The organism is Bacillus sp. 5mfcol3.1, assembly GCF_900114335.1.
In the GTDB taxonomy this organism is placed as follows: domain Bacteria; phylum Bacillota; class Bacilli; order Bacillales; family Bacillaceae_G; genus Bacillus_A; species Bacillus_A thuringiensis_S.
On sequence record NZ_FOST01000003.1, the window covers coordinates 93,565 to 115,166 of the forward strand.

The following is a 21,602-nucleotide window of genomic DNA, read 5'->3' on the forward strand; positions in this document are numbered from 1 at the left end:
GATACATAATGATTTTGCGTAGAAATGTTAATAGAATGAAGCGAGGGAGCGAAATGAGACAGAAAAAGGAGCAGAAAAGACAATCGAAAAAGAAAAAGACTCATATTCCATTTCGGTTAAATGTACTATTTTTTATTGTCTTTCTTTTATTTTCAGCTATTATAATTCAATTAGGTAAAGTACAAATCATTGATGGAGAAACGTATAGAAATGAAGTAAACAAAAAGGAAGATGTAACGGTAAGTACTCCCGTTCCTAGAGGGAAAATGTTTGATCGACAAGGTCACGTTATTGTAAATAATAAACCATTACGAACCGTTACATATACGAAAATGAGAGGAGTGGACTCGAAAGAAGTTTTACAAGTAGCAAGAGATTTAGCTAAGCTAATTGAAATGTCGCAAGAGGACATGGATAAGTTAACAGAGACAGATAAAAAAGATTTTTGGATGCAGTTAAATGAAAAGCGGGCAGCAGCGAAAGTAACGAAAGAAGATGAGAGTAAATTTAGAAAGCAAGAAATAGAAGGAAAAGAGTTAGATAAAAAAGTAGAAGAACTGCGCCGGGAAAGAATTACACAAGAAGAATTAAATGAGCTTTCAAAGGAAGATATAGAAGTATTAGTAATTAAAAGCAAAATGAATGCGGGATATAAAATGACGCCGCAAATCGTTAAAAAAGACGTAAGTGAAAATGAATATGCTGTCGTTAGTGAAAGGTTGGCAAGTTTACCGGGGGTAGATACAACAGTAGATTGGGAACGTGAATACCCAAATGATAAAATACTGCGCTCTATACTAGGTAGCGTTTCTAATGAAAATGAAGGGTTGCCAAGAGAACAATTAGATTATTATTTAGTTCGTGATTATAATCGAAACGACCGTATTGGTAAAAGTTACATCGAAAAACAATACGAAGATGCACTACATGGAACGAAAGAACAGTCTAAAAATATTATGGATAAAGCAGGGAAGATTGTTCGAACAGAAAAAGTGACTGAAGGAAAAAGTGGAAATAACTTGATGTTAACAGTCGATATGGATTTACAGAAAAGAGTAGAGGGAAGCCTTGAAAAGAATTTACGAGCCTTTCATGCTGCAGAGCCGATGATGGATCGTGCGTTCGTAGTAATGATGAATCCGAAAAACGGTCAAATTTTATCAATGGCAGGAAAGAAAATTGTAAATAAAGATGGCGGTATGCAAATAGAAGATTATGCATTAGGAACGATGACAAGTTCTTATGAGTTAGGGTCAACTGTAAAAGGGGCTACTTTATTAACTGGATATCAAACAGAAGCGATTAAGCCGTATACACACTTCTTTGATGCGCCAATGTATTTTAAAGGAAGTTCTAAGCCGAAGAAATCGTGGAAAGAATTTGGGGATATTGATGATTTAAGAGCTTTGCAAGTGTCATCGAACGTTTATATGTTTAATACAGCTTTAAAAATGGCAGGCATTAATTATGTTCCAAACAATCCATTAGATATTAAACAAGAAACATTTAATAAAATGCGCTACTATTTTAGACAATTTGGCCTAGGTGTGTCGACTGGTATTGACCTGCCAAATGAATCGATCGGTCAAATAGGTAGAACTGATAACATACCCGGATTTTTACTTGATTACGCGATTGGACAGTATGATACATATACACCGCTTCAGCTTGCGCAATATATTTCAACCATTGCAAATGGCGGTTACCGAATGAAACCACAAATTGTACAAGAAGTTAGAGAGCAACCGAATAGACCAGAGGATGCAGGAAAAGTCGTTCGGTCGATTGAACCAGTTGTATTAAATAGAGTGGATATGGAAACTTCGTACATTAATCATGTAAAAGAAGGATTTAGAAGAGTTTTTCAAGAAGCTGACGGAACCGGAACCGGAACATTTAAAGGTCTACCATATAAACCAGCGGGAAAAACAGGAACAGCTGAGACAGTATATGGTGGAGAAAGTGATATTGGAAGAGATGAGAACAACAACCGAAAAAAATGTTATAATTTAACTCTTGCCGGTTATGCACCATATGATGCGGATCCGGAAGTAGCTTTTTCAGTTGTTGTACCATGGGTGAATGATGATAAATCAGGAATTAATTCTGCGATTGGTAAAGAGATTTTGGATGCGTATTTTGAATTAAAAACAAATAGATCAAATACAAATTCAATTCCAGTAGAACAACCGAACAAGGCACAGTAAAAATAGTATCACTGCATGGAAACATATTGTGCAGTGATATATTTTTTGAGTTAAAAAGCGCTTTATAAGGTGGGAATGGATATGAAAAAGGAGATTAAGAGAGGCTGGGGAAAGTACATACTATTTATATTGGTGATAGTCATAGGCTACCATTCTTTTACTTTATGTAAGGTGGAAGGGGAATCGATGCAGCCGACTTTATATGAAGAAGACTACGTATTTGTAAATAAAGCGGTAGTACGTCTTTCTAATTTACAACACGGAGAAATTGTCATTATAAAAGAAGAGGATGAATCGAAATATTATGTGAAACGTGTAATAGGGCTTCCTGGTGATGTAATTAACATAACGAACGGAAAGGTATATGTGAACGATAAAAAGCAAGAAGAACCATATACGAACAAAGATTTATTTAACAACACACAAGTGTTTTATAACTTTCAAAAGACAAAAATTCCACCAAATAAGTTATTTGTAATGGGAGATAACCGCGAAGTAAGTAGAGATAGTCGAAATGGCTTAGGATATATTGAAGAAGATAACATAATTGGCAAGGTGGAATTCGTATATTATCCTTTTTCAAAAATGAAAATGATAGAATAAGTGGGGGATGAGCAAAACCCCACTTATTAAAGTTTCACTTTATTTTCTTTAAAAAACCTTTTGGATTAAATGATATGAAAAATTTATGTTTAGACTCGTCGATTATGAAGTTATTGTTTTTTGTTAAAAACTCTTCCACAGCTTCCATTGGGCCAGGACCCCAATCGGGAAGAAGCGGATTTCCGTTAATGGAGGTATCTTCTACAATTATATAACTGCCAGTAGTGACGATAGATTTATATAGCAAGAGTTCTTTTGAAACATGCTCTTTACTATGATCAGAATCTAAAATAACTAAAATCACATCATCAGGTTTGCGCATACTTACTATTGTTTGGATGGCCTGCACAGAAACAGAAGATGCTGTTAAATACGTAATCCGATTATGTGATGGCCGATTTGGCTGCGGAGTTATATCGATAGTAAGTACGTGACCTTTTCCAATTAAATCTAACATAGAAGCTAAATACAGTGCACTACCACCGTGAAAAGTCCCGCATTCAATAATTAAATCGGGCTTTAATTCATAAATGATTTCTTGATACAAAAAGAGATCAGAGGGAAGTTTACAGATTGGAACTCCAAACCAATGTGTATCTTTTAACCACACAAGGCTGTCGTAATATTGTTTTAGAAATTCATTGCTTATAGTATCGATTTTAAATTCTCCTTTCTAAAAAGGATTCTCTCGTTTGACGTAAAGTGTTTACGCATGAAAGTTGTACTATATATTATGTAGTAAGGAATTGTAAGGCGAGTGTTTTTACTTGAAAATAAGCCAAATAACTCATGTGGAAAATGAAAGGAAATGATCGTATGTACAAATACACAATTTGCTTTATTAGAAAAAGCGATAAAATACTGCTATTAACATAGAAATAAAAAGCCGAATATGGGGATGTGGAATGGTGTTGGAGGAAAAATAGAAGAGAATGAAACGCCATACGAAGGAATAATTAGAGAAACGTTTGAGGAAACGGGCATAGAACTTTCAAGTGTAACGTATAAAGGGACTGTTGGTTTTAAAGGTAAAGGTGAGCCCCAGGCTAGTGAAGGAATGTATGTGTTCGTTGCTGATTTGCCAGATGGAATGCAAATGAATACACCATTACGTACGGCTGAAGGCTTATTAGAATGGAAAGAAATTGATTGGATATTAGATGGTGATAATAGAGGAGTAGTTAGCAATTTACCAAAATACTTACCGACAGTATTAACAAGAAGAAAATAAGTTAAAACATATATTCACGTACGATAACCGGAATATTATTAATTACACAACTGCATGTTTGAAAGAAGATGATGCGAACAAGCGATATGAAAAACAACTTGTTTCTCAATAGAAGAGGAAAGTGAAAAATCACGTTTTTGCTCTTGTTATATATGCGAGGTGATTATAAGTTTCAGAAATACAATTCATTGGTCATAATTGTAATATGTATGATATAACTTTTCTTATGGTGAAAGAGTAGAGAACATACGTAAAAGGAACAAAAAAGGAGGTGGCTTTGCCACCTCTTTTCCGTTAGTCACGAATCGCCTTAATCATAAATCGATGTTGCTTCACATCAAAATATCCTTTTTGCAAGATAATCTCATGTATACGATATAACTCCTCATAATACCTTTCGACAGTGAAATCAGGAATTTGCCACGGAATTGCTTTTAAATAATAGACGATAGCGCCAATATCATAAAAGCGTTGGAAAGGGAATTCTTCTTTTGCTTCTAAGATAGTAAATCCGTTTTCCTGTAGTTCATTACATGCCGCTTCAAGCGACCAACTTGCAAATTCACTATTTAGTGGTGTGTCAAATTGGTCATTAAGTTCCGCGCAATCGAGACCGCCAACTTGTTGTGTAAGAAATGTTCCATTTGGAGAAAGGATTCTTTTTACTTCAGAAGCAGCATATGATTCATGTTGGTTTAGGATTAGATTAAACTGACCATCTTGAAATGGCAATGCAGTATCATCGTTCACCTCTACAACAGTAACCCCCAAAGGCTCTAATTTCTTTCGAGCAATTGGCACGTTTGGAGCGTAGCCCTCAGTAGCATAAATAGTTGACGGGAACGGTTGTAACATAGATAAAAACTCTCCGCCGCCAGTCCCCATATCGAGCATTGATTCTGCATGCTGCATAAGCTGGAAAGCTGTACTGCCATATGACCACGATAAAGGCTCGCTCTTCATTCGACCCGTTTCTGAAATAAAAGAAAAATCCCAACCGCTAAAATTTGTATTAGCACTTTCTAATAAAGTTAAAAATAATGGATCACGTTTCATAATTGTATCCTCCTATTTTGTAAGTAAATGATATGGTGAGAAAAGAAAAAAGGAGGACCTCTTATGAAAGGGGAACGGTTTTACGTTTCGTGTTCGAATAGATTCATATAAATTCGCTCCTTGTGAGAATAGTAATTTATATATTCGGGATAATCGAGTGGGAATCCTTTAAAATTATGGGAGAAGGTAGTTGTTTGATGAAAGATTGGATGGAGTGTACAGAAAAAGGTTGCACTCAAACTTTAGAAAAGGTATTTAGTAAACTTAAATTTCCGCCCAGCCCTTTTATGAGATATGTGATATTTCTCACTACTATTATGTAACAATAAAGTCGTACTGTTTATAAAAGAAGTGACGTTTTTGTATCCCTTTGGATTTACTTATCTATGGGATAAGTAAATAAGTAGACATATAAACTGAATATAAAAACGTTTTAATTCTTTGGAAACATTCCATAATTTAGTATTGTTATATATGGAATAATTTATTTGTACGAAAAGAGGAATAAGATGTTTATACAAAAGTATAAGGATTTGATGCTAGGGATAGTTGGTGCTGTATTAGGAGTAATATCCTTTGTTTATTTTAAAGATTTAGATTATATATAAGACGGGCCTTAAGTTATTATCTGTAACATTAATCATTATAGGTCGGGTTATTGCCTGTGATTCGATCCGTTTCAATAAAAAAGAGAATAATAACGTATAAGATTATTATTATATAAATTTAGCTTGTTGAGCATGGGGAATACTAATCTTACAAAATTGTAAGATTAGAAGTCACATAGTTAGATAGAAGTCATTAACTTATGAAAAAAACTCATCTATAATCCAAATATAAATCATTTACTAAAGGAGTATTCTAATGAAAAAAATTATAAGTTATACGGTTGTTATTGCTATTTTTATAGGAATAGGATTAGGAGTAAAACGTTATGTGCAAGGTCCAGGACAACCAGTCGATGGGATTCTAGTTAGTGGTACTGCAACTGACGTAGAAAAAGTTAAACAAGAGTTTAAAGATGACACTAAACAATCAATAGACTATAAGGTAAAGTACGTCACAATAACAAAAAGGATTCCATTATCAGAAGAAGATAAGAAACAAAATGATACAAATGAAGAATTTGAAATCAACACTACAGAATATGCAGTTATTAATAGTTCTACCGCGGTAAAATTATTTAATAAGGGACTTCTAAGAGCTAGAAAAGATCCAAATTCAGCATCTATTATTTCTGAGAGGGTGAAAGATAAAAATAAAGTATCTAGTGATCAGAATCTATTATTTTCTTATGCGGGTGATAATTTTGAAAATAACCAGTTGAATTTGAACGGTAAGATAGTACCTGCTCAGTATGTTAAACAGCAAATTTGGATTGGGTATGTTCCAATGAACCTTGTTATTCTAAACGACCAAGAATATAATACAATTTCTGAATCAGAGTCAATAATGAAATTGATTCAATTTCAAAAACGTAATTTTGATTATAAAAACAAACAAGAAGTAGACAAAGTTTTACAACAGATTGATAAGCTCTCTTCGAATAATCAGAATAAAATAAACTTTGTAGAGGTACAAGACTAAATTAAAATGAAAATAAGGTGATATAAATGGAAATCGTAAGAATAGAAAATGTAGTCAAAAGTTATGGTGAAGGAAATAGTAGGGTAGATGCTTTGAAGGGCATAAATCTTTCTATACAGCAAGGGGAATTTGTATCAATCGTAGGAGCTTCTGGCTCAGGTAAAAGTACATTGTTACATATTTTGGGAGGGTTGGACCGTCCGAGTTCAGGACAAGTATTTATTGGAGAGAACAATATTTATAATTATTCAGATAATGAACTTTCGATATTTAGAAGAAGAAAAGTTGGTTTTATATTTCAGTTCTTTAATTTAATTCCTGTATTGAATGTGCAAGAGAATATAGCTTTGCCCACTTTACTAGATAATGAACCTGTAGATAATCCTTATATGGACGAAATTATTGAAATTCTGGGACTTCATGAAAGACGAAATCATTTACCATCTGAATTATCAGGAGGTCAGCAACAACGGGTTTCGATTGGGAGGGCACTTATAAATCGCCCACATTTAATCTTAGCTGATGAACCTACAGGAAATCTGGATACTCAAAATACAAAAGAAGTCATGGATTTATTAAGATTGACAGCAAAAAAATATAATCAAACTATTGTATTGATTACTCACGATTTAAAAATTGCATCAACTTCTGACCGTATTATTACAATTGAAGATGGCCAAATCATTTCCGATCAGTGGCTATCCACGAATAAGCCTAAGACGGGAGGAAACTAATCTTGATTGGTAATTATAAACAATTAAGCAGGAGATACTTAAAGGGAAATAAGAAACGAACAATTTTAACTTTGATAGGAATCGTACTCTCTGTATCGTTAATTTCTACAATCGGCCTATTTATGAACGGTACTCAGATTTCTCAAATCGAGAATACGAAAAAGAGGCAAGGGTATTCTTTTCATGCCGTTGTATTAAATTACGATGAATCGATATTGAAAAAAATTAAATATAACCCGCAAATTGAATCATTTGGTTTAATGTCACAGGGAGAAACAGTCCAAGTTGGAGAGGCTGCTGTACAAATGAATTTTGCTGATGATAACGCCTTGGAATTTTTAAAATACAGTATTATTAAGGGCAGATTGCCATCTAATGATCAAGAAGTTGCTGTTGATCCCTGGGTATTACCTTATATAAAAGAAAATATTCAAATAGGTGATTCATTCGAATTAAATGAAAAAAAATACAAATTGGTTGGTTTTCTAAGTGATAGTACATATACACAGGAAAATAAGGTGGGACGGTTACTAACCTATAAGAGTAAGTTTAGCGCTGGTGAAGGAAAAATATTAGTTGGAATTAGCTCAAAAGCAAACTTTAATGAGGTTTTAGAGGGACTCAAGACCATTTCCGGAGAAAATAATATTAATATAAGTAATGAATTAATTCAATTAGAGAAACCAGGTTACAATAATTCGATTATGGCTACGCTAATTATTACAATCAGCATTGTTGTGATAGCGACAATTGTTGTGATTTACAACGCTTTTCAAATCAGTGTCGTAGAACGAACGAGGCAGTTTGGCTTGTTGAGAAGCATTGGTGCAACACGAAAGCAAATTAGACAAATCGTTCTGAGAGAAGCTACTTTTCTGGCTGTTATCGCTATACCAATTGGAATTATATGTAGCCTAATAGCACTTGCCTCTCTGCAGTTCACTTTTTCACTTTTAATGGAAAATAGTAAAGCGGTCTCGATATTTCATGTTGATTGGAATATTTTACTAATCAGTTCGATTATTACCTTGCTTTCTGTAATAGCGTCAAGTTTGTACCCAGCCTATTTTGCAGGGAAAATCTCCCCTTTGTTGGCAATTAGTAGCAGGTTGTCAATTAAAAAGGAACAAATCAAAAAACAAAAGAATTCCATGGTGAAAAAACCTTTATCTATTCCTTTGAGCATGGCTATGAAAAATGTTAAGCGAAATAAAAATCGCTATACCATTACAATCTTATCAATTATTATAAGTAGTGTGTTATTTATTACTTTCTCGTATTTAATGAGTGTTGCATTTGCATCTAAATCTTTTGATAAGTTATCTGTTAAATCGGATATTACAATTAAAATAGTGGGTAATAATCCAGATCATTTAGCTGAAAGTGAACAAGTTTTGCATCAATTGAAATCACTTGAAAATATATCTAAAGTATACGAAAAAAAGGAGAATAGCTTTGAAACTAAATTAAAGGATGTAACTCAATCTTCCGCGACAGTAAAGGAAATAGAAAACACGATTGGAAAAAGTTATACCATTACAATCGTAAATAATTATCAAGAAAATAAAACAAAAAAAGAAGAAAAACTTACTTTACAAGTGCTTGCATATGGTTTCATCACAGTCATTTCTTTAATTAGTAGCGTTAATATCCTCAATACTATAACTATAAGTATCATGACTAGACGAAAAGAATTGGCCGCTTTGAAATCCATTGGTATGTCACAAAAGGATTTGAAAAAAATGATTACCTATGAAGCTTTGATTTACGGTTTTTCGGGAAGTTTACAAGGAATCTTTTTTGGCTGTATATTGTCTTATATTATATATTTAGCTATATCTGATATGTTGAAAATGACATGGACGATTCCCTATGAGGCTTGTATCATTACGTTTGTTTCAGCTTTAATAATTAGTTATTTATCAGTCTTAAATCCATTGAAAAAAATTCAACAAGATAATATTATTGATAATATTAGAGAACAATAATATTATAAGCCTGGCTAGATTATAGCCAGGCTATTGTAATTGGAGTATAAGCTAGGGGAAAAAGGAGAGGGCATACTTGAATAAAAAAATATTACTAGTTGAAGATGATGAAGCTCTTGGCATAGCCATCGAATTTTCATTGAGAAATGAAGGTTATGAGGTGATTAGAGCGTCCAGTGTAAAAGAAGCTAAACACCAGTTTGTTCACAATACATTTGATTTGTCCATCCTTGATATCGGCCTACCAGATGGTAATGGTTATGACTTATGTTTGTATTTTAAAAAGAAAAACGAGAATTCGATTATTATTTTCTTAACTGCACTAGATGAAGAAGCAAATGTGGTAATGGGGCTGGATATAGGCGGTGATGATTATATAACCAAACCTTTTCGGGTTAGGGAACTCATGGCCAGAGTGAAAGTACAATTGCGTAAACAAGCGTCGCTAGAAACGCCATCTCAAATTTTAAGATCTGAGAATATAAGAATCGATACGAACCTAGTCAAGGTTTATAAAAATTGTGAAAGTATTACATTGACGAATTTAGAATACAAGCTGCTATTGAATTTCATGAAGAATTCTCACAAAGCATTAAAAAGAGATGAACTCCTACAACAAATAACAGAAGGAGAAAATGTTTTTTTTGATGAAAACACGTTATCTGTATACATAAAGCGTTTAAGAGCTAAAGTTGAAGACAATCCTCAAAAACCACAGTTTATCGTTACCGAAAGAGGATATGGTTATCGTTGGAGCAAGGACGTGATTGGGTGAGCAAGATAATGAAAAATACCGAGTTAAAAAGCTATATGACGATACTAGCCGTCCTTTTATCTATATTTGTGATTTACCAATTTATTATTCAACAATTATTTTATGATCATTTGAAAAGAGACTCTATTGCAACATGGGGGGGAATTACAGCTAGGTTGGTAGAGCAGAATCCAGAAAATGAAGCGGAAATTATGAAAGTCTTATCAAGTCATTCGTCTCACTCAAGTAAATATCAGGAAAAAGGGACAGAGATCCTAAAGCAATATGGATTATATGAAGACTTGGATTCAAAATTTTTTCCTCACTTAAATAATCTAATTATTAATCACAATCAATTTATGATGTGGGGATTGATTGCTTTTGGATTTTTACTTTTTGTTGCAAACTACATGCAACAAAAAATTATTTTCAATAAGATTAGCCAGCTTACTAGAGCTGCAAAAAAGATAATCGAGGGAGATTACTCGGTTGTCATCAATGAAAATAAAGAGGGGGATTTCGCGAAACTGGCGATTTCATTTCGTTCAATGAGGGATATCATTAGAAAAAATATGCATGATTTGCTTGAAGAGAAACGGTTTTTAGGAGAAATGTTGCAGGATATATCTCATCAGTTAAAAACGCCGCTTTCAACTATTTCTATCTATAATGAAATGTTGTTAAATGAGAAACTATCCCGAGAGCAACAAGCTCAATTACTACAAAATAATGATATTCAGATTTCTAGAATGAATGTCTTAATTCAGAATTTGTTAAAAGTAGCAAAAATTGATGCAAAAGCGATTTCGTTTGATAAAGAGCCAGGGAATTTAGTAGATACGACTGAGGAAGTACTAAATCGCTTGCAAAGCATGATAAGTGATAAAAATATTTTGATTGATTGGAATGCCCCAAGAGAAATAGTCGTTATTCATGACAAATTATGGATGCAGGAAGCTTTGTTAAACCTGTTGAAGAATGCAATCGAACATTCTAAACCCGGTGGTAAAATAATGATTCAGGCCAAAAATTCTCCAATCTATACAGAACTAGTAATCCAAGACTTTGGAGAGGGAATTTCAGCTGAAGAATTACCTCATATTTTTGAACGATTCTATAAATCAAGTAGTTCTAAAAAGCACGGATCGACCGGAATTGGATTGGCACTTGTCAAAGCTATTATAGAGGCACATCACGCCTTAATTACAGTTGAAAGTGAAAAAAATGCTTATACAAAATTTACAATTATTTTTATGAAATTTTAATAACAGTGTGGTATATATTTTAATCTTTTTAATATAAAGGGGTTTTTTTATGTTTAATAGATTGAAGTGTTTTCTTTTATCTGAGAAAGAAATAGTTGATACTGTGAAAAAATACAAGGAGGAAAAAATACACGTTTCCATAATAAAAGATTTTTTAGGGGATTTAATCTTAATAAGAACTTTTACATTTTTAATGTTTGTTCCAGTATCAACTTTTATTTTTTCAGTTATAATTTATGGAGCTGTTTTCTTTTTATCAGGCATTAAGATTACTGTTTGGGGCATCACTATAATGTTATTAGTTCCAATAACATTACTTTTCTATATGAATATAACTAATACATCAATTATTATTACTGATTTAGTGAGAAAATTTTTATTAACCATAAAATATCTAAATCCATTTTACTCAATCATAAATAAACCTTGGCTCTTTATTTTTGAATTATTAATTGGTTTTTTATATGTATTTCTGCTATCTTTATTTTCTATTTGGATAGTATTACATTCATTAGAAATAGATTTTTCTGAATTTAGTTCGGAGGACAATCGAAGTTTTCAATTTTCAATTATTATTTTACATACAGCAATTTATTTGTTTATAAGAGTTCATGGCCAGTATTGTAAGACAACTAAGCAAAAAATTAAAAAGCTGAAAATGAAGTTTTATTTATGGTTTTGTTCTATGATTGCAAGTATTGTATATATATTTGAATCACTCTTTAATTATATGAATGGAATCCAAGCAATTTATTTTATTTTTGTTTTAATGATTGCTTTAGAAAGAACAGTGACACATTATAAGAAATTTATAGATTTTTTAGAATGTGAAAATTTGTATGAAAAATATTTTTAGAGAGAAAAGTCTTTTGAAATATAAAAAGTTATACCTACTAAATACTGGACGAGTAAAAAAACGCTATTCTTTTTCTAGAATCATAGGAAAAGATAGCGTTTTTGTTTAATATACTCAAAAACAAAAATCTTTTGGTAAAGTACCATTTTTAATAACTGTTCTTAACCCATGTTTTATAATCCAAGGATTAATAGGATGCTGTTTATCACGTAATTGCTGTAACCACTGAAAAACGAGTTCTTTATCTTCTTTCGTAATATCGTTAATATGATTGGCTACAGATTTTTGAACATATTTAGAAGGGTCATTCATTAATGGTTCAAGAAGTTGTAAATTGTACTTAAAATCACCTTTTAGAGCTCCTATTTTTTTAGCCCAAGGAAGCCTTGGTCTTGTACCTTCAGAAACTAATCTCCTAATGTGGCTGTTTTCATCATGAATCCACTGTTGTAATATGTTTAGTGTATCTTCATGGTATGTTTCAAGAAAGGGCCGAATGGCATATTCAGCAGTATTCCTTTTCGTTATTTCATACATTGCATTAAACGAGATTTTAAAATCGTTAAGCCCATATTTTTCAACGTATTTTGCAACAGGCATGTACATATATCCATTTGTAAATGTGCCTACTTCTGTTGTATTTTCTGGTCCTAATGTTTTCAGTAATATATGTATTGCGGCATTAAAATCTTTTTGTAAAGCATTGTGTAATTCATCTGCAATTACTTCAATACGCTGTTTTAACTCTAAATTTTCAACTTTACAAGCTACAGAATCTACAAAGATGCTTTTAGAGAAACAAGGATCGTGTTTACAAATAGAATCAGCTATTTTTTCTGCTAATTCTTCATTAAATAAAAATTTTAACGGAATATATTTACCCATTTTTTCACCTCGGTGGTCAAATGAAAACAATTTTTATTTTTTAATCGACAATCCATAAACCAAAGTCTCACTCGGAGTCGTAATACTAAAACCTGTCGTCTTATAATCAAGTTTCACCGTATCACCAGTGTAGTCTTTCGTGAATGAATCCATTTGTACGATAAGCTCTGCATCTTCATATACAACATCATCTGCGTTATATGTATCCCAAATTAAATCGACATCAACGAAAATACTACAAGAGTTCGTCATTGTTCCTCTAATGCGAACGATCTTTTTATCTTCAAGTTCTAATCTATGTATAGCTGCTTTCGCTTCATCAGTAATGCGAATGTTCATTGTATCCCAACCTTTATTTATATTTCCTTTATTATTGCAAAAACAGGAGCAATAGGGAAGTAAAGAGGTTTGCAACAAAAAACGAGCAAACAAATTTGTTTGCTCGTTTCACTTTATTTTAGTTCACATTTATCAAGTGGAATCACTTTTGTTTTTTTCGTAAATTTATAACCTAACCATAGTACTAAAAAGAGTGGTAAACCGATGTAAGAAACGAGTACACCGTTCCAATCAATTGCTTCACCCATAAATGCGCCGTAGTTTTGTCCTAAAATTACGATGATACAAAGTGTAAATGCGAAGATTGGACCGAATGGGAACCATTTTGCTCTATATGGTAAGTCATTTAAATCTTTTCCTTGTGCGATATATGCTTTACGGAAACGGTAATGACTAATTGCAATTCCAACCCATGCGATAAAACCAGACATTCCGGATGCGTTTAATAACCAAATGTATACAACACCATCACCGAATAAAGAAGCAATGAAAGCAATACTCCCAACAATTGACGTTACGATTAACGCGTTAACAGGTACACCGCGGCTATCTAATTTACCAAGAAACTTTGGTGCTTTTCCTTGGCGAGCTAAATCCCAAAGCATACGAGTTGATGCATACATACCAGAGTTACCAGCAGATAGTACAGCAGTTAAAATAACAGCGTTCATAACAGAAGCAGCAAAGGCAACGCCCGCTTTTTCAAAAATAAGTGTAAACGGACTTACTGTAACATCACTTGCAGCAAGGCTTTCAGTTGTATAAGGAATTAATAAACCGATAACGAGAATCGCAAGGATATAGAATAAAAGAATACGCCAAAAGATTGAACGAATTGCTTTTGGGATATTACGTTCTGGATCAGACGTTTCACCAGCAGCTACTCCTAATAGTTCAGTTCCTTGGAATGAGAAACCAGCTGCCATAAACACACCGATAATTGCCATGATACCGCCGTTAAATGGTGCATCTGCAACAGTGAAGTTTTTAAATCCAACCGTTTCACCGCCCATAATTCCAAAAATCATCATGAAACCAACAATTAAAAAGATAATAATCGTAACTACTTTAATAAGTGCGAACCAATATTCAGATTCACCAAACCCTTTAACAGATAAATAGTTTAAAAGGAAAATAATAGCTAAACATAATCCGCTCCAAATAAGAGAAGGGGTATCTGGGAACCAAAATTTCATAATTAATGTTACGGCTGCAAGTTCAGCAGCAATCGTAATTGCCCAGTTATACCAATAGTTCCATCCAAGTGCAAAGCCAAGTGATGGATCAACAAATTTTGTTGCATACGTGCTAAAAGATCCAGTAACAGGCATGTAAGCTGCAAGTTCAGCTAAGCTTGTCATTAAAAAATAAACCATAATTCCAATTGCGGCGTATGCAATTAATGCGCCACCAGGTCCAGCTGTATGGATGACACCACCGCTGGCAAGAAATAGTCCGGTACCAATTGTACCACCGAGAGAAATCATCGTAAGGTGACGAGATTTTAATCCGCGTTTTAATTCACCTTGTCCTTGTGTAGTTTGCGTTTTAGAGGTAGATTGATTTGTTGCGCTATTCATGTTCAACACTCCTTTTCTTGTAGGTTAGGAAGGAGCGGGGGAGAAAAATACAAAAAACCGCCAAAGGAATTTGGCGGAACGTTTCACAAATAACCACCCCATCATACCCTTCCGTTAAGATAGCACCCCACGTTTACACGGTAATTTTGTAAACGTGACAGTTCTGTTCCTTTCGGAGACAGCCCCAGCTCATATTTCCAGAGAAGAAATATAAACTTCGGCAACTTTTCCTTTCAAACGGAGTCAGCTGACATTCTCTGTGTCTCGTCCGTTTTACTATTAAAAGTCGCAACCTCTACCTCATCGGATTGATGAGGATTTATATATTGCTAAGATTTTTAATATATGGCAATTGTAATGACTTTCTGAATATATTGCAAGATATTTTGTTAGGAAAAGTCAAAAAATATCGGTTATTGTATAGGAAACGCTTGCAAAACTCCACCCGAACCTACTATTATGTAGCAATAAGCAAAGAAAAAATTGTTATACAAATGTTTCGCAAAAAATATTGAAAAATCCTCTAAATTAAAAGAAAATTCAGAAAAATATAATTCGACATAACTATCAAAAGAGGATTATTCCTTAAATTCGTTTCAAAGAATAAGTATAAATTTAACGAATAGGATGAATATTCTTTTTATTTTTAGTAAAATTGGGGTATTGTTTAATTGAAAAGGGGAAATCAATATGAAATTAGAAACAGAAAGGCTCTATATAGTGCCGTGTACAGAAGAGAGAATTCAAATTGCTAACGAGCAAGGATACAATAGCGGTCCGCATATTGTAGGGCATGTAAAGAATGTAAAACAAGATGCAGCTATATTACCATGGGGCGCGTGGTATGTTCTTCGGAAAGAAGATGATAGCGTTATAGGTGATATTGGGTTTAAAGGGAAACCAAACGAGAATCAAACAGTGGAAATTGGCTATGGATTTATTGAGAAATATTGGAATAAGGGCTATGCAACAGAAGCTGTAAGAGAACTAATCGATTGGGCTTTCAAAACAGGAGAGGTAGAAACAATAATTGCAGAGACACTTCTAGATAATTATAGTTCGATTCGTGTTTTAGAAAAGTTACATATGAAGAGAGTAAATGCTACAGAAACGATGATTAATTGGAAAATAGAAAAATAAAAAATACCGCTCTAAATTGGGCGGTATTTCTTATAGTTATGGTAGCATTTGCTTCTGATCATTTGGATACTCAGCCGTTGATGCGTTAGGACGATTGGAATGATTTCGAACAGCAATGAAAATAGAAATAATAACGACAAGACCAACTGCAACGTAAGAAAGTGAAATAATAGTTGGATCCACTTTAAATGTAGTAAGCAGTGTACGTATATTCGTAAAGATAATAAGACCGCCAACTAATACCCCAAGTAAATGTGCTGGAACGATACGAACTAACCATGCAGCAATTGGAGCTGCGACAATACCGCCAAGCATTAAGGCAAATACCCAAACCCAGCTTACTTGTTCCCAGCCAAGTGAGATGAAGAAGCCAATTGTTGCAGCGAGTGAAACAGGAAATTCACTCGTATCTACAGATCCAATAACTTTTCTAGCTTCATTTCCTCTTGCTAGAAGAACAGGCGTCGTAATCGGCCCCCAACCACCGCCACCAGTTGAATCAACGAATCCAGCGAATAAACCAAGCGGCACAAGTTGTTTTGCAGACATACGCTTATTTGAAGTGACAATTTGTTTTTGAATGATGAATCGTAATAAAATATAAACCCCTAAAGTAAATAAAAATACGGAAATGTACGGTTTGATTACATCGCCAGGCAAATTACTTAAAAAACATGCCCCAACAAATGCGCCGATTGCCCCAGGTAATGTAAGTCTAGAAACGGTATATTTATCAACGTTTCCAAATTTGATATGAGATGCGCCAGAAGCTGCAGTTGTAACCACTTCAGCTAAATGAACGGACGCGGAAGCTACAGCCGGTGCAATACCAAACATTAATAATAGTGAAGTAGACGTTACCCCATACGCCATTCCAAGTGCTCCATCGATCAATTGAGCGAAAAATCCGATAATAGCAAAGACAATTAATTTCTGCATAAATAATCCCCCTGTAATAATAAATGAAAAAGACACTTTTCCCGTATGAGAAAAGTGCCTTTGGTTTTTCCAATCAGCAATAATTAAATTTGTTTCATTATAATACATATTAATCGTATAAATCAACTGGGTTTTAAAGTTTTTGAATTGAATGAAAGAAAAATAAAATATACAATAAAAGGATGAAGAGAAAGGGGAGAAAGACATGTTACGATTTGATCATCTCGTTCATGCAGTTCATGGTACACCGGAGGAAGCGGCAAAACAAATGCAGGAACTTGGATTTCATACCGCACTAGGCGGAGAGCATACGAATTGGGGTACTTGGAATAGTTTAAGTTATTTTGATTTATCATATATAGAATTTTTAGCAGTTCAACATGAAGAAAAAGCGAAAGAAGCAGAAAATCCATTAGTACAAGAAACAGTGATGAAACTACAAAATGGAGAAGGAATGCTACAAATCGCAATCCGAACAGATGCAATTGAGGAGCTAGTAGTTAACTTTAAGAAGCACGGCTTACATACGATAGGGTCATTTGAAGGGAAACGCATGAGAAAAGATGGCCGGCTTTTAGAATGGAAAATGTTATTTGTTAAGCAAGAAGAGAACGGACCGAAATTACCTTTCTTTATACAGTGGAATGAAACGGATGAAGAAAGAAGAAACGATTTACGTAACAGTGAGACGATTACTGAACATAAAAACAAAGTACAACAAATTGAAACGATTCATTACGCAGTGAAAAACGTTCGAGAAACAGTGCGGAAATGGAAAGAAGTAATGGGACTATCTACAAGCTCAGTTGTGAAAAATGAAAACTGGAATGCTGAGTGTCAAAGTGTAGTATTTGGAGATATTCATGTGCAGTTTTGTGAACCGATTGGAGAAGGGCTAGTACTAGAACATTTGAATAAGAATGGTGAAAATCCATTTGCAGTAGAGTTTACAGGTGGAAATAAAAGAGAGCATGAAGTGCTAGGTAGTTTGTACATATATTAATAGAGGTGAATGTTGTGGAAGAAATCCTCAGAGAGATAGAGAGAATACTAGAATGGCCTCGTATGTTAAAAGCGACTGTTATTTCAAAAGGCTTTTCATTCGATGAGAAATATAAAATTGAATTAGAGAGTGGGGCCTCGTATTTTATTAAAGTATGCGATTCATCATATTTTGAACGGAAGCAGGAAGAATATGAATATATGCAGCAGCTAGATTCTTTACATATTCCTATGCCAAAATTAATTCATTTTATTAGTCTTACTAAATTCAATAAATGTGTACAAGTTTTTGAATGGATTGATGGATTAGATGGTGAAGATATATTAAGAACGTTGTCTACAGAAGAGCAGTATAGGGCTGGAAAAAAGGCTGGAGAAGTACTAAAAAAGATTCATTTAGTTGAAAAAGAAGATAAAAGTAATTCATGGGAAATGTCTATATGGAGTAAATATGAGAGATACTTAGAAGCGTTGAAAGAATATGAAGTAGACTTTTTTCGTTTAAATACAGTGATAGATTTTGTAGGAAATCATAAAGATTTATTAAAAAATCGTCCCATCGTATTTTTACATGACGATTTTCATCCGGCTAATATAATGATTGACCAAAATGAGTTTCGGGCTGTCATTGATTTTGCTAGATTCGATATTGGTGATCCTATTCATGATTTTTATAAAGTAGCACTATTTACAACGAATATAAGCAAACCATTTGCGGTTGGACAAGTTCACGGTTATTGCGGAGGAGAACCTGATCTACATTTTTGGAAACTGTACTCATTATATGCAGCAATGATATTCCCGGCTGATATCGTATGGACAAACCGAAGCACACCATATTTATTAGATGATATGAAGGAAAGATTAAATGGAATTTTAGAAGATCATAATGATTTTTCATCCTATATTCCAAAATGGTATCAATCAAGCGAATTTAATAAATAAAGGAGTAATTTATATGGATAAAATAGCAGTAATTTCAGATATTCACGGTAATATTCAAGCATTAGAATCCGTGTTGAATGATATTAAATTAAGAGGAATCGAGCGCATTATTTGTCTTGGAGATTTAGTAGGAAAAGGACCTCATTCCAGTGAAGCAATTGAAATCATTCGTAAAGAATGTGAAGTAGTCGTAATGGGAAACTGGGATGATTTTATTACAAAGCCGACTGAATTTGAAGCATTAAAATGGCATCAAAAACAATTATCAGAAGAACAAAATGACTATTTAAGAAGCTTACCATTTTCAATCGAGTTTTATATGAGTGGAAAACTCATTCGTATGTTCCACGCTTCACCGAGAAGTTTGTATGAAAGAATTCAACCACACGCTTCAAGAGAAGAGCGTATTAGTATGTTCGAAAATAGTGATTTGACTGAAAATATAGAAGGGGAAAGAAAACCAGATGTCGTTTGTTACGGTGATGTTCACCAAGCGTTCGTTCAAAATTTCAGAGGGAAAACGTTATGTAATGCTGGTAGCGTAGGAAACCCACTTGAAATAACACAAGCTTCCTATTTAATATTTGAAGGGACTTACAATGAAAAAGAAGCAGCAAGTTTTTCTATCCAACTCGTACGAGTACCGTATGATATTGAATTAGCTATCAGACTAGCAGAAGAACTCGAAATGCCAGAAATTGCAGAATACAAACAAGAATTACGGACTGCACTGTATCGAGGATTTAAGGGGAAATAAGGAGAAATATAAATCAATATTTGTTGTTTATAATTATGTTATGTAGACTAATTACAGGGGAGATATTAGATGGATAAAAAAGAGAATCCGAACGATTGGCCTGTATGGGCGAATGAGTCAGTAGAGATAGTTAGTGCAAATCCTGATTGGCAAGATAAAGGCCGATGTGAAGAACAGCAACTATATGAACTGCTTGCTCCTCTCGGTATAAGCAAAGTAATACATATAGGAAGTACATCCATACCTGATTTACCTGCAAAACCTATCATTGATCTAATGGCTGAAATAGACTCATTTGAAAGAGTACTAGATATTTCAGCTACATTGGCCATATATAATTGGCATTATGTAAGCCCAGAATTAGATGAAAGACCTTGGAGAAGGTTCTTTGTGAAAGTTAAGAATAATAGGCGTGTAGCTCACCTGCATTTGATGGTTAAAGGAACTGAGCGATGGGAGCAACAACTTTTATTTCGCAACCACTTACGAGAAAATCCACAATTAGTTTATGAGTATTCAAATCTTAAACAAGATTTAGCTAAAAAATTTAAACAAGATAGAGAAGCATACACAAAAGCTAAAACAGAATTTATTAAACAAGTTCTAAAATGATACAACCTTGGATTGTAACTATGTTTGAATACAAAAGAAAAAACAAACTTTATTTTATAACTTAAACTTACATGAAAGGCATGTAAACAAAGTGATAGACTGCGATATTTTAATGTATTTCCTTTTATTTATTAGGATAAATTATATATAATTGAATCAAGTTCATATAAGGATAGGCAATTACAGGGGATAAGGCGAAAATATGTTAAAAAACGCAAAAAGGGGACAAGAAATATAATGAATGAAGTACTAGAACTAAAAGAAGAACTACTACAAATTAAAAATAACAATTATGCTGTACCAAAAGACGTAGATGCATATCCATATGCGCAGTGGATGCTAGATTATATCGGATCACCTGATGCTGAACTGCGTGATGATTTGATATATAGTACGCTTCACAAATGGATTACAAATGATGTATTTAGACAAAAAGAGTTAAGAGGATTAATGTTACAAGCAATTAGTCCTGATTATTTATTTTATAAAATTGGTGAAAAGGGAACAGACTCTGTATTTAAACGTGCATTCTCCGTATTAATTCCACCACTTATTTTATCTGTTCATGAAAGAGAACCGTTGTTATCGGAAGAACAATTGTACAGTGTGGCAGAACAAGTGTTGGAATATGTATATTTAGAAGAAGATGTAAGGGGCTACGTAGAAGGAAAAGGCTGGGCACACTCTACTGCACATGCAGCAGATGCGCTCGATGCGTTAGCACGTACAATTCAAAATCGTGAGTTTTCATATGCGATTCTTGCGGCTGTTCGTCAGAAGGTTCGATTGAGTGATTACGTATATGTACACTTTGAGGATGAGAGATTAGTAAAGCCAATTATGTCGTTACATAACCAAAAGCTTTTAACTGAAGAAGAGTGGAGCAATTGGTTACATAGTATAGCAACTGTTGAAGACATCCGACATCCGCAGCATGCTATTTTAGTACAAAATATTAGAGCTTTCTTAAGAAGTTTATATTTTAGAGTTTTAGAGACAGAGGGTAGCACATCCTTTACAGATGATATATTGGAGACTTTGAAAGGGTTGCGTAGGTATTAAAAATACGTTTTTCTAAGAGAAAAGTACATAAAACCACTACCTCCCAACCATACTAATAAA

General features: G+C 33.7%; 20 protein-coding genes, 2 pseudogenes and 1 riboswitch. Of the genes and pseudogenes, 16 read left to right on the forward strand and 6 right to left on the reverse strand.

All coding sequences use genetic code 11. The features are described 5' to 3' along the window. Positions 1-53 precede the first annotated feature (53 nt). Positions 54-2,207, forward strand: coding sequence for a peptidoglycan D,D-transpeptidase FtsI family protein (locus BM089_RS18610; protein WP_090977695.1), 2,154 nt, complete (start codon positions 54-56; stop codon positions 2,205-2,207). Between the two features lie 81 nt (positions 2,208-2,288). Then, positions 2,289-2,810 carry a signal peptidase I gene (lepB, locus tag BM089_RS18615; RefSeq protein WP_002094069.1) on the forward strand — a complete coding sequence of 174 codons (522 nt, stop codon included), beginning with the start codon at positions 2,289-2,291 and terminating at the stop codon, positions 2,808-2,810. A gap of 34 nt (positions 2,811-2,844) precedes the next feature. On the opposite strand, the gene BM089_RS18620 is transcribed toward lepB, so the two are convergent. Next, positions 2,845-3,468 (reverse strand): cephalosporin hydroxylase family protein, encoded by a 624-nt coding sequence (locus BM089_RS18620; protein ID WP_265736938.1) that lies wholly within the window; start codon positions 3,466-3,468, stop codon positions 2,845-2,847. Between the two features lie 158 nt (positions 3,469-3,626). Here BM089_RS18620 and BM089_RS18630 point away from each other — a divergent pair. Further along, positions 3,627-4,153 (forward strand): annotated as a pseudogene (locus tag BM089_RS18630) (8-oxo-dGTP diphosphatase). 182 nt (positions 4,154-4,335) lie between these two features. On the opposite strand, the gene BM089_RS18635 reads toward BM089_RS18630, so the two are convergent. Then, the gene (locus tag BM089_RS18635) at positions 4,336-5,097 is read right to left on the reverse strand and encodes a class I SAM-dependent methyltransferase (protein WP_000817586.1); all 762 of its coding nucleotides are present in this window, start codon (positions 5,095-5,097) and stop codon (positions 4,336-4,338) included. A gap of 509 nt (positions 5,098-5,606) precedes the next feature. Between BM089_RS18635 and BM089_RS31920 the strand changes: the two are divergent. The 7 genes and pseudogenes from BM089_RS31920 to BM089_RS18665 all read left to right on the forward strand — a co-directional run bounded on the left by BM089_RS31920 (position 5,607) and on the right by BM089_RS18665 (position 12,281). Beyond that, positions 5,607-5,805, forward strand: a pseudogene (locus BM089_RS31920) (hypothetical protein). A gap of 156 nt (positions 5,806-5,961) precedes the next feature. After that, positions 5,962-6,684, forward strand: coding sequence for a lipoprotein BA_5634 family protein (locus BM089_RS18640; RefSeq protein WP_072938836.1), 723 nt, complete (start codon positions 5,962-5,964; stop codon positions 6,682-6,684). Between the two features lie 26 nt (positions 6,685-6,710). After that, entirely contained in the window at positions 6,711-7,418 is a 708-nt protein-coding gene (locus BM089_RS18645) for an ABC transporter ATP-binding protein (protein WP_000407086.1), read from the forward strand. 2 nt (positions 7,419-7,420) lie between these two features. Next, positions 7,421-9,406: an ABC transporter permease gene (locus BM089_RS18650; RefSeq protein ID WP_061659996.1), complete on the forward strand. Its 1,986-nt coding sequence runs from the start codon at positions 7,421-7,423 to the stop codon at positions 9,404-9,406. 76 nt (positions 9,407-9,482) lie between these two features. Next, a complete protein-coding gene (locus tag BM089_RS18655) occupies positions 9,483-10,181 on the forward strand; it encodes a response regulator transcription factor (protein ID WP_001035094.1) in 699 nt (232 codons plus the stop codon). Positions 10,182-10,189: 8 nt separating this feature from the next. Next, positions 10,190-11,425: a HAMP domain-containing sensor histidine kinase gene (locus BM089_RS18660; protein WP_090977697.1), complete on the forward strand. Its 1,236-nt coding sequence runs from the start codon at positions 10,190-10,192 to the stop codon at positions 11,423-11,425. A gap of 49 nt (positions 11,426-11,474) precedes the next feature. Then, a complete protein-coding gene (locus BM089_RS18665; RefSeq protein ID WP_000483294.1) occupies positions 11,475-12,281 on the forward strand; it encodes a hypothetical protein in 807 nt (268 codons plus the stop codon). Between the two features lie 114 nt (positions 12,282-12,395). Here BM089_RS18665 and BM089_RS18670 read toward each other — a convergent pair whose 3' ends face one another. The 3 genes from BM089_RS18670 to BM089_RS18680 form a co-directional block, all read right to left on the reverse strand. Then, positions 12,396-13,166: a DNA alkylation repair protein gene (locus BM089_RS18670; protein ID WP_075717761.1), complete on the reverse strand. Its 771-nt coding sequence runs from the start codon at positions 13,164-13,166 to the stop codon at positions 12,396-12,398. Positions 13,167-13,199: 33 nt separating this feature from the next. After that, positions 13,200-13,505: an iron-sulfur cluster biosynthesis family protein gene (locus BM089_RS18675; RefSeq protein WP_001026167.1), complete on the reverse strand. Its 306-nt coding sequence runs from the start codon at positions 13,503-13,505 to the stop codon at positions 13,200-13,202. Between the two features lie 113 nt (positions 13,506-13,618). Further along, positions 13,619-15,085, reverse strand: a complete 1,467-nt coding sequence (locus BM089_RS18680; protein WP_001083396.1) for an amino acid permease — start codon at positions 15,083-15,085, stop codon at positions 13,619-13,621. A gap of 112 nt (positions 15,086-15,197) precedes the next feature. Further along, positions 15,198-15,391: riboswitch (Lysine riboswitch) on the reverse strand. Positions 15,392-15,775: 384 nt separating this feature from the next. On the opposite strand from BM089_RS18680, the gene BM089_RS18685 reads away from it, so the two are divergent. Continuing rightward, the gene (locus tag BM089_RS18685; RefSeq protein WP_025117841.1) at positions 15,776-16,225 is read left to right on the forward strand and encodes a GNAT family N-acetyltransferase; all 450 of its coding nucleotides are present in this window, start codon (positions 15,776-15,778) and stop codon (positions 16,223-16,225) included. 36 nt (positions 16,226-16,261) lie between these two features. Here BM089_RS18685 and BM089_RS18690 read toward each other — a convergent pair whose 3' ends face one another. Continuing rightward, complete coding sequence (locus BM089_RS18690) at positions 16,262-17,164, reverse strand: sulfite exporter TauE/SafE family protein (protein ID WP_001170743.1); 903 nt, start codon at positions 17,162-17,164, stop codon at positions 16,262-16,264. A gap of 205 nt (positions 17,165-17,369) precedes the next feature. On the opposite strand from BM089_RS18690, the gene BM089_RS18695 reads away from it, so the two are divergent. From BM089_RS18695 to BM089_RS18715, 5 genes are all read left to right on the forward strand, one after another. Next, positions 17,370-18,167 carry a VOC family protein gene (locus BM089_RS18695; protein ID WP_090977699.1) on the forward strand — a complete coding sequence of 266 codons (798 nt, stop codon included), beginning with the start codon at positions 17,370-17,372 and terminating at the stop codon, positions 18,165-18,167. Positions 18,168-18,181: 14 nt separating this feature from the next. After that, positions 18,182-19,111 carry an aminoglycoside phosphotransferase family protein gene (locus BM089_RS18700; protein ID WP_090977701.1) on the forward strand — a complete coding sequence of 310 codons (930 nt, stop codon included), beginning with the start codon at positions 18,182-18,184 and terminating at the stop codon, positions 19,109-19,111. A gap of 13 nt (positions 19,112-19,124) precedes the next feature. Next, complete coding sequence (locus BM089_RS18705; RefSeq protein WP_088115492.1) at positions 19,125-19,868, forward strand: metallophosphoesterase family protein; 744 nt, start codon at positions 19,125-19,127, stop codon at positions 19,866-19,868. A gap of 69 nt (positions 19,869-19,937) precedes the next feature. Then, positions 19,938-20,480, forward strand: coding sequence for a GrpB family protein (locus BM089_RS18710; protein WP_053564111.1), 543 nt, complete (start codon positions 19,938-19,940; stop codon positions 20,478-20,480). 237 nt (positions 20,481-20,717) lie between these two features. Beyond that, positions 20,718-21,542 (forward strand): DUF2785 domain-containing protein, encoded by an 825-nt coding sequence (locus BM089_RS18715; protein ID WP_075717767.1) that lies wholly within the window; start codon positions 20,718-20,720, stop codon positions 21,540-21,542. Positions 21,543-21,602 lie beyond the last annotated feature (60 nt).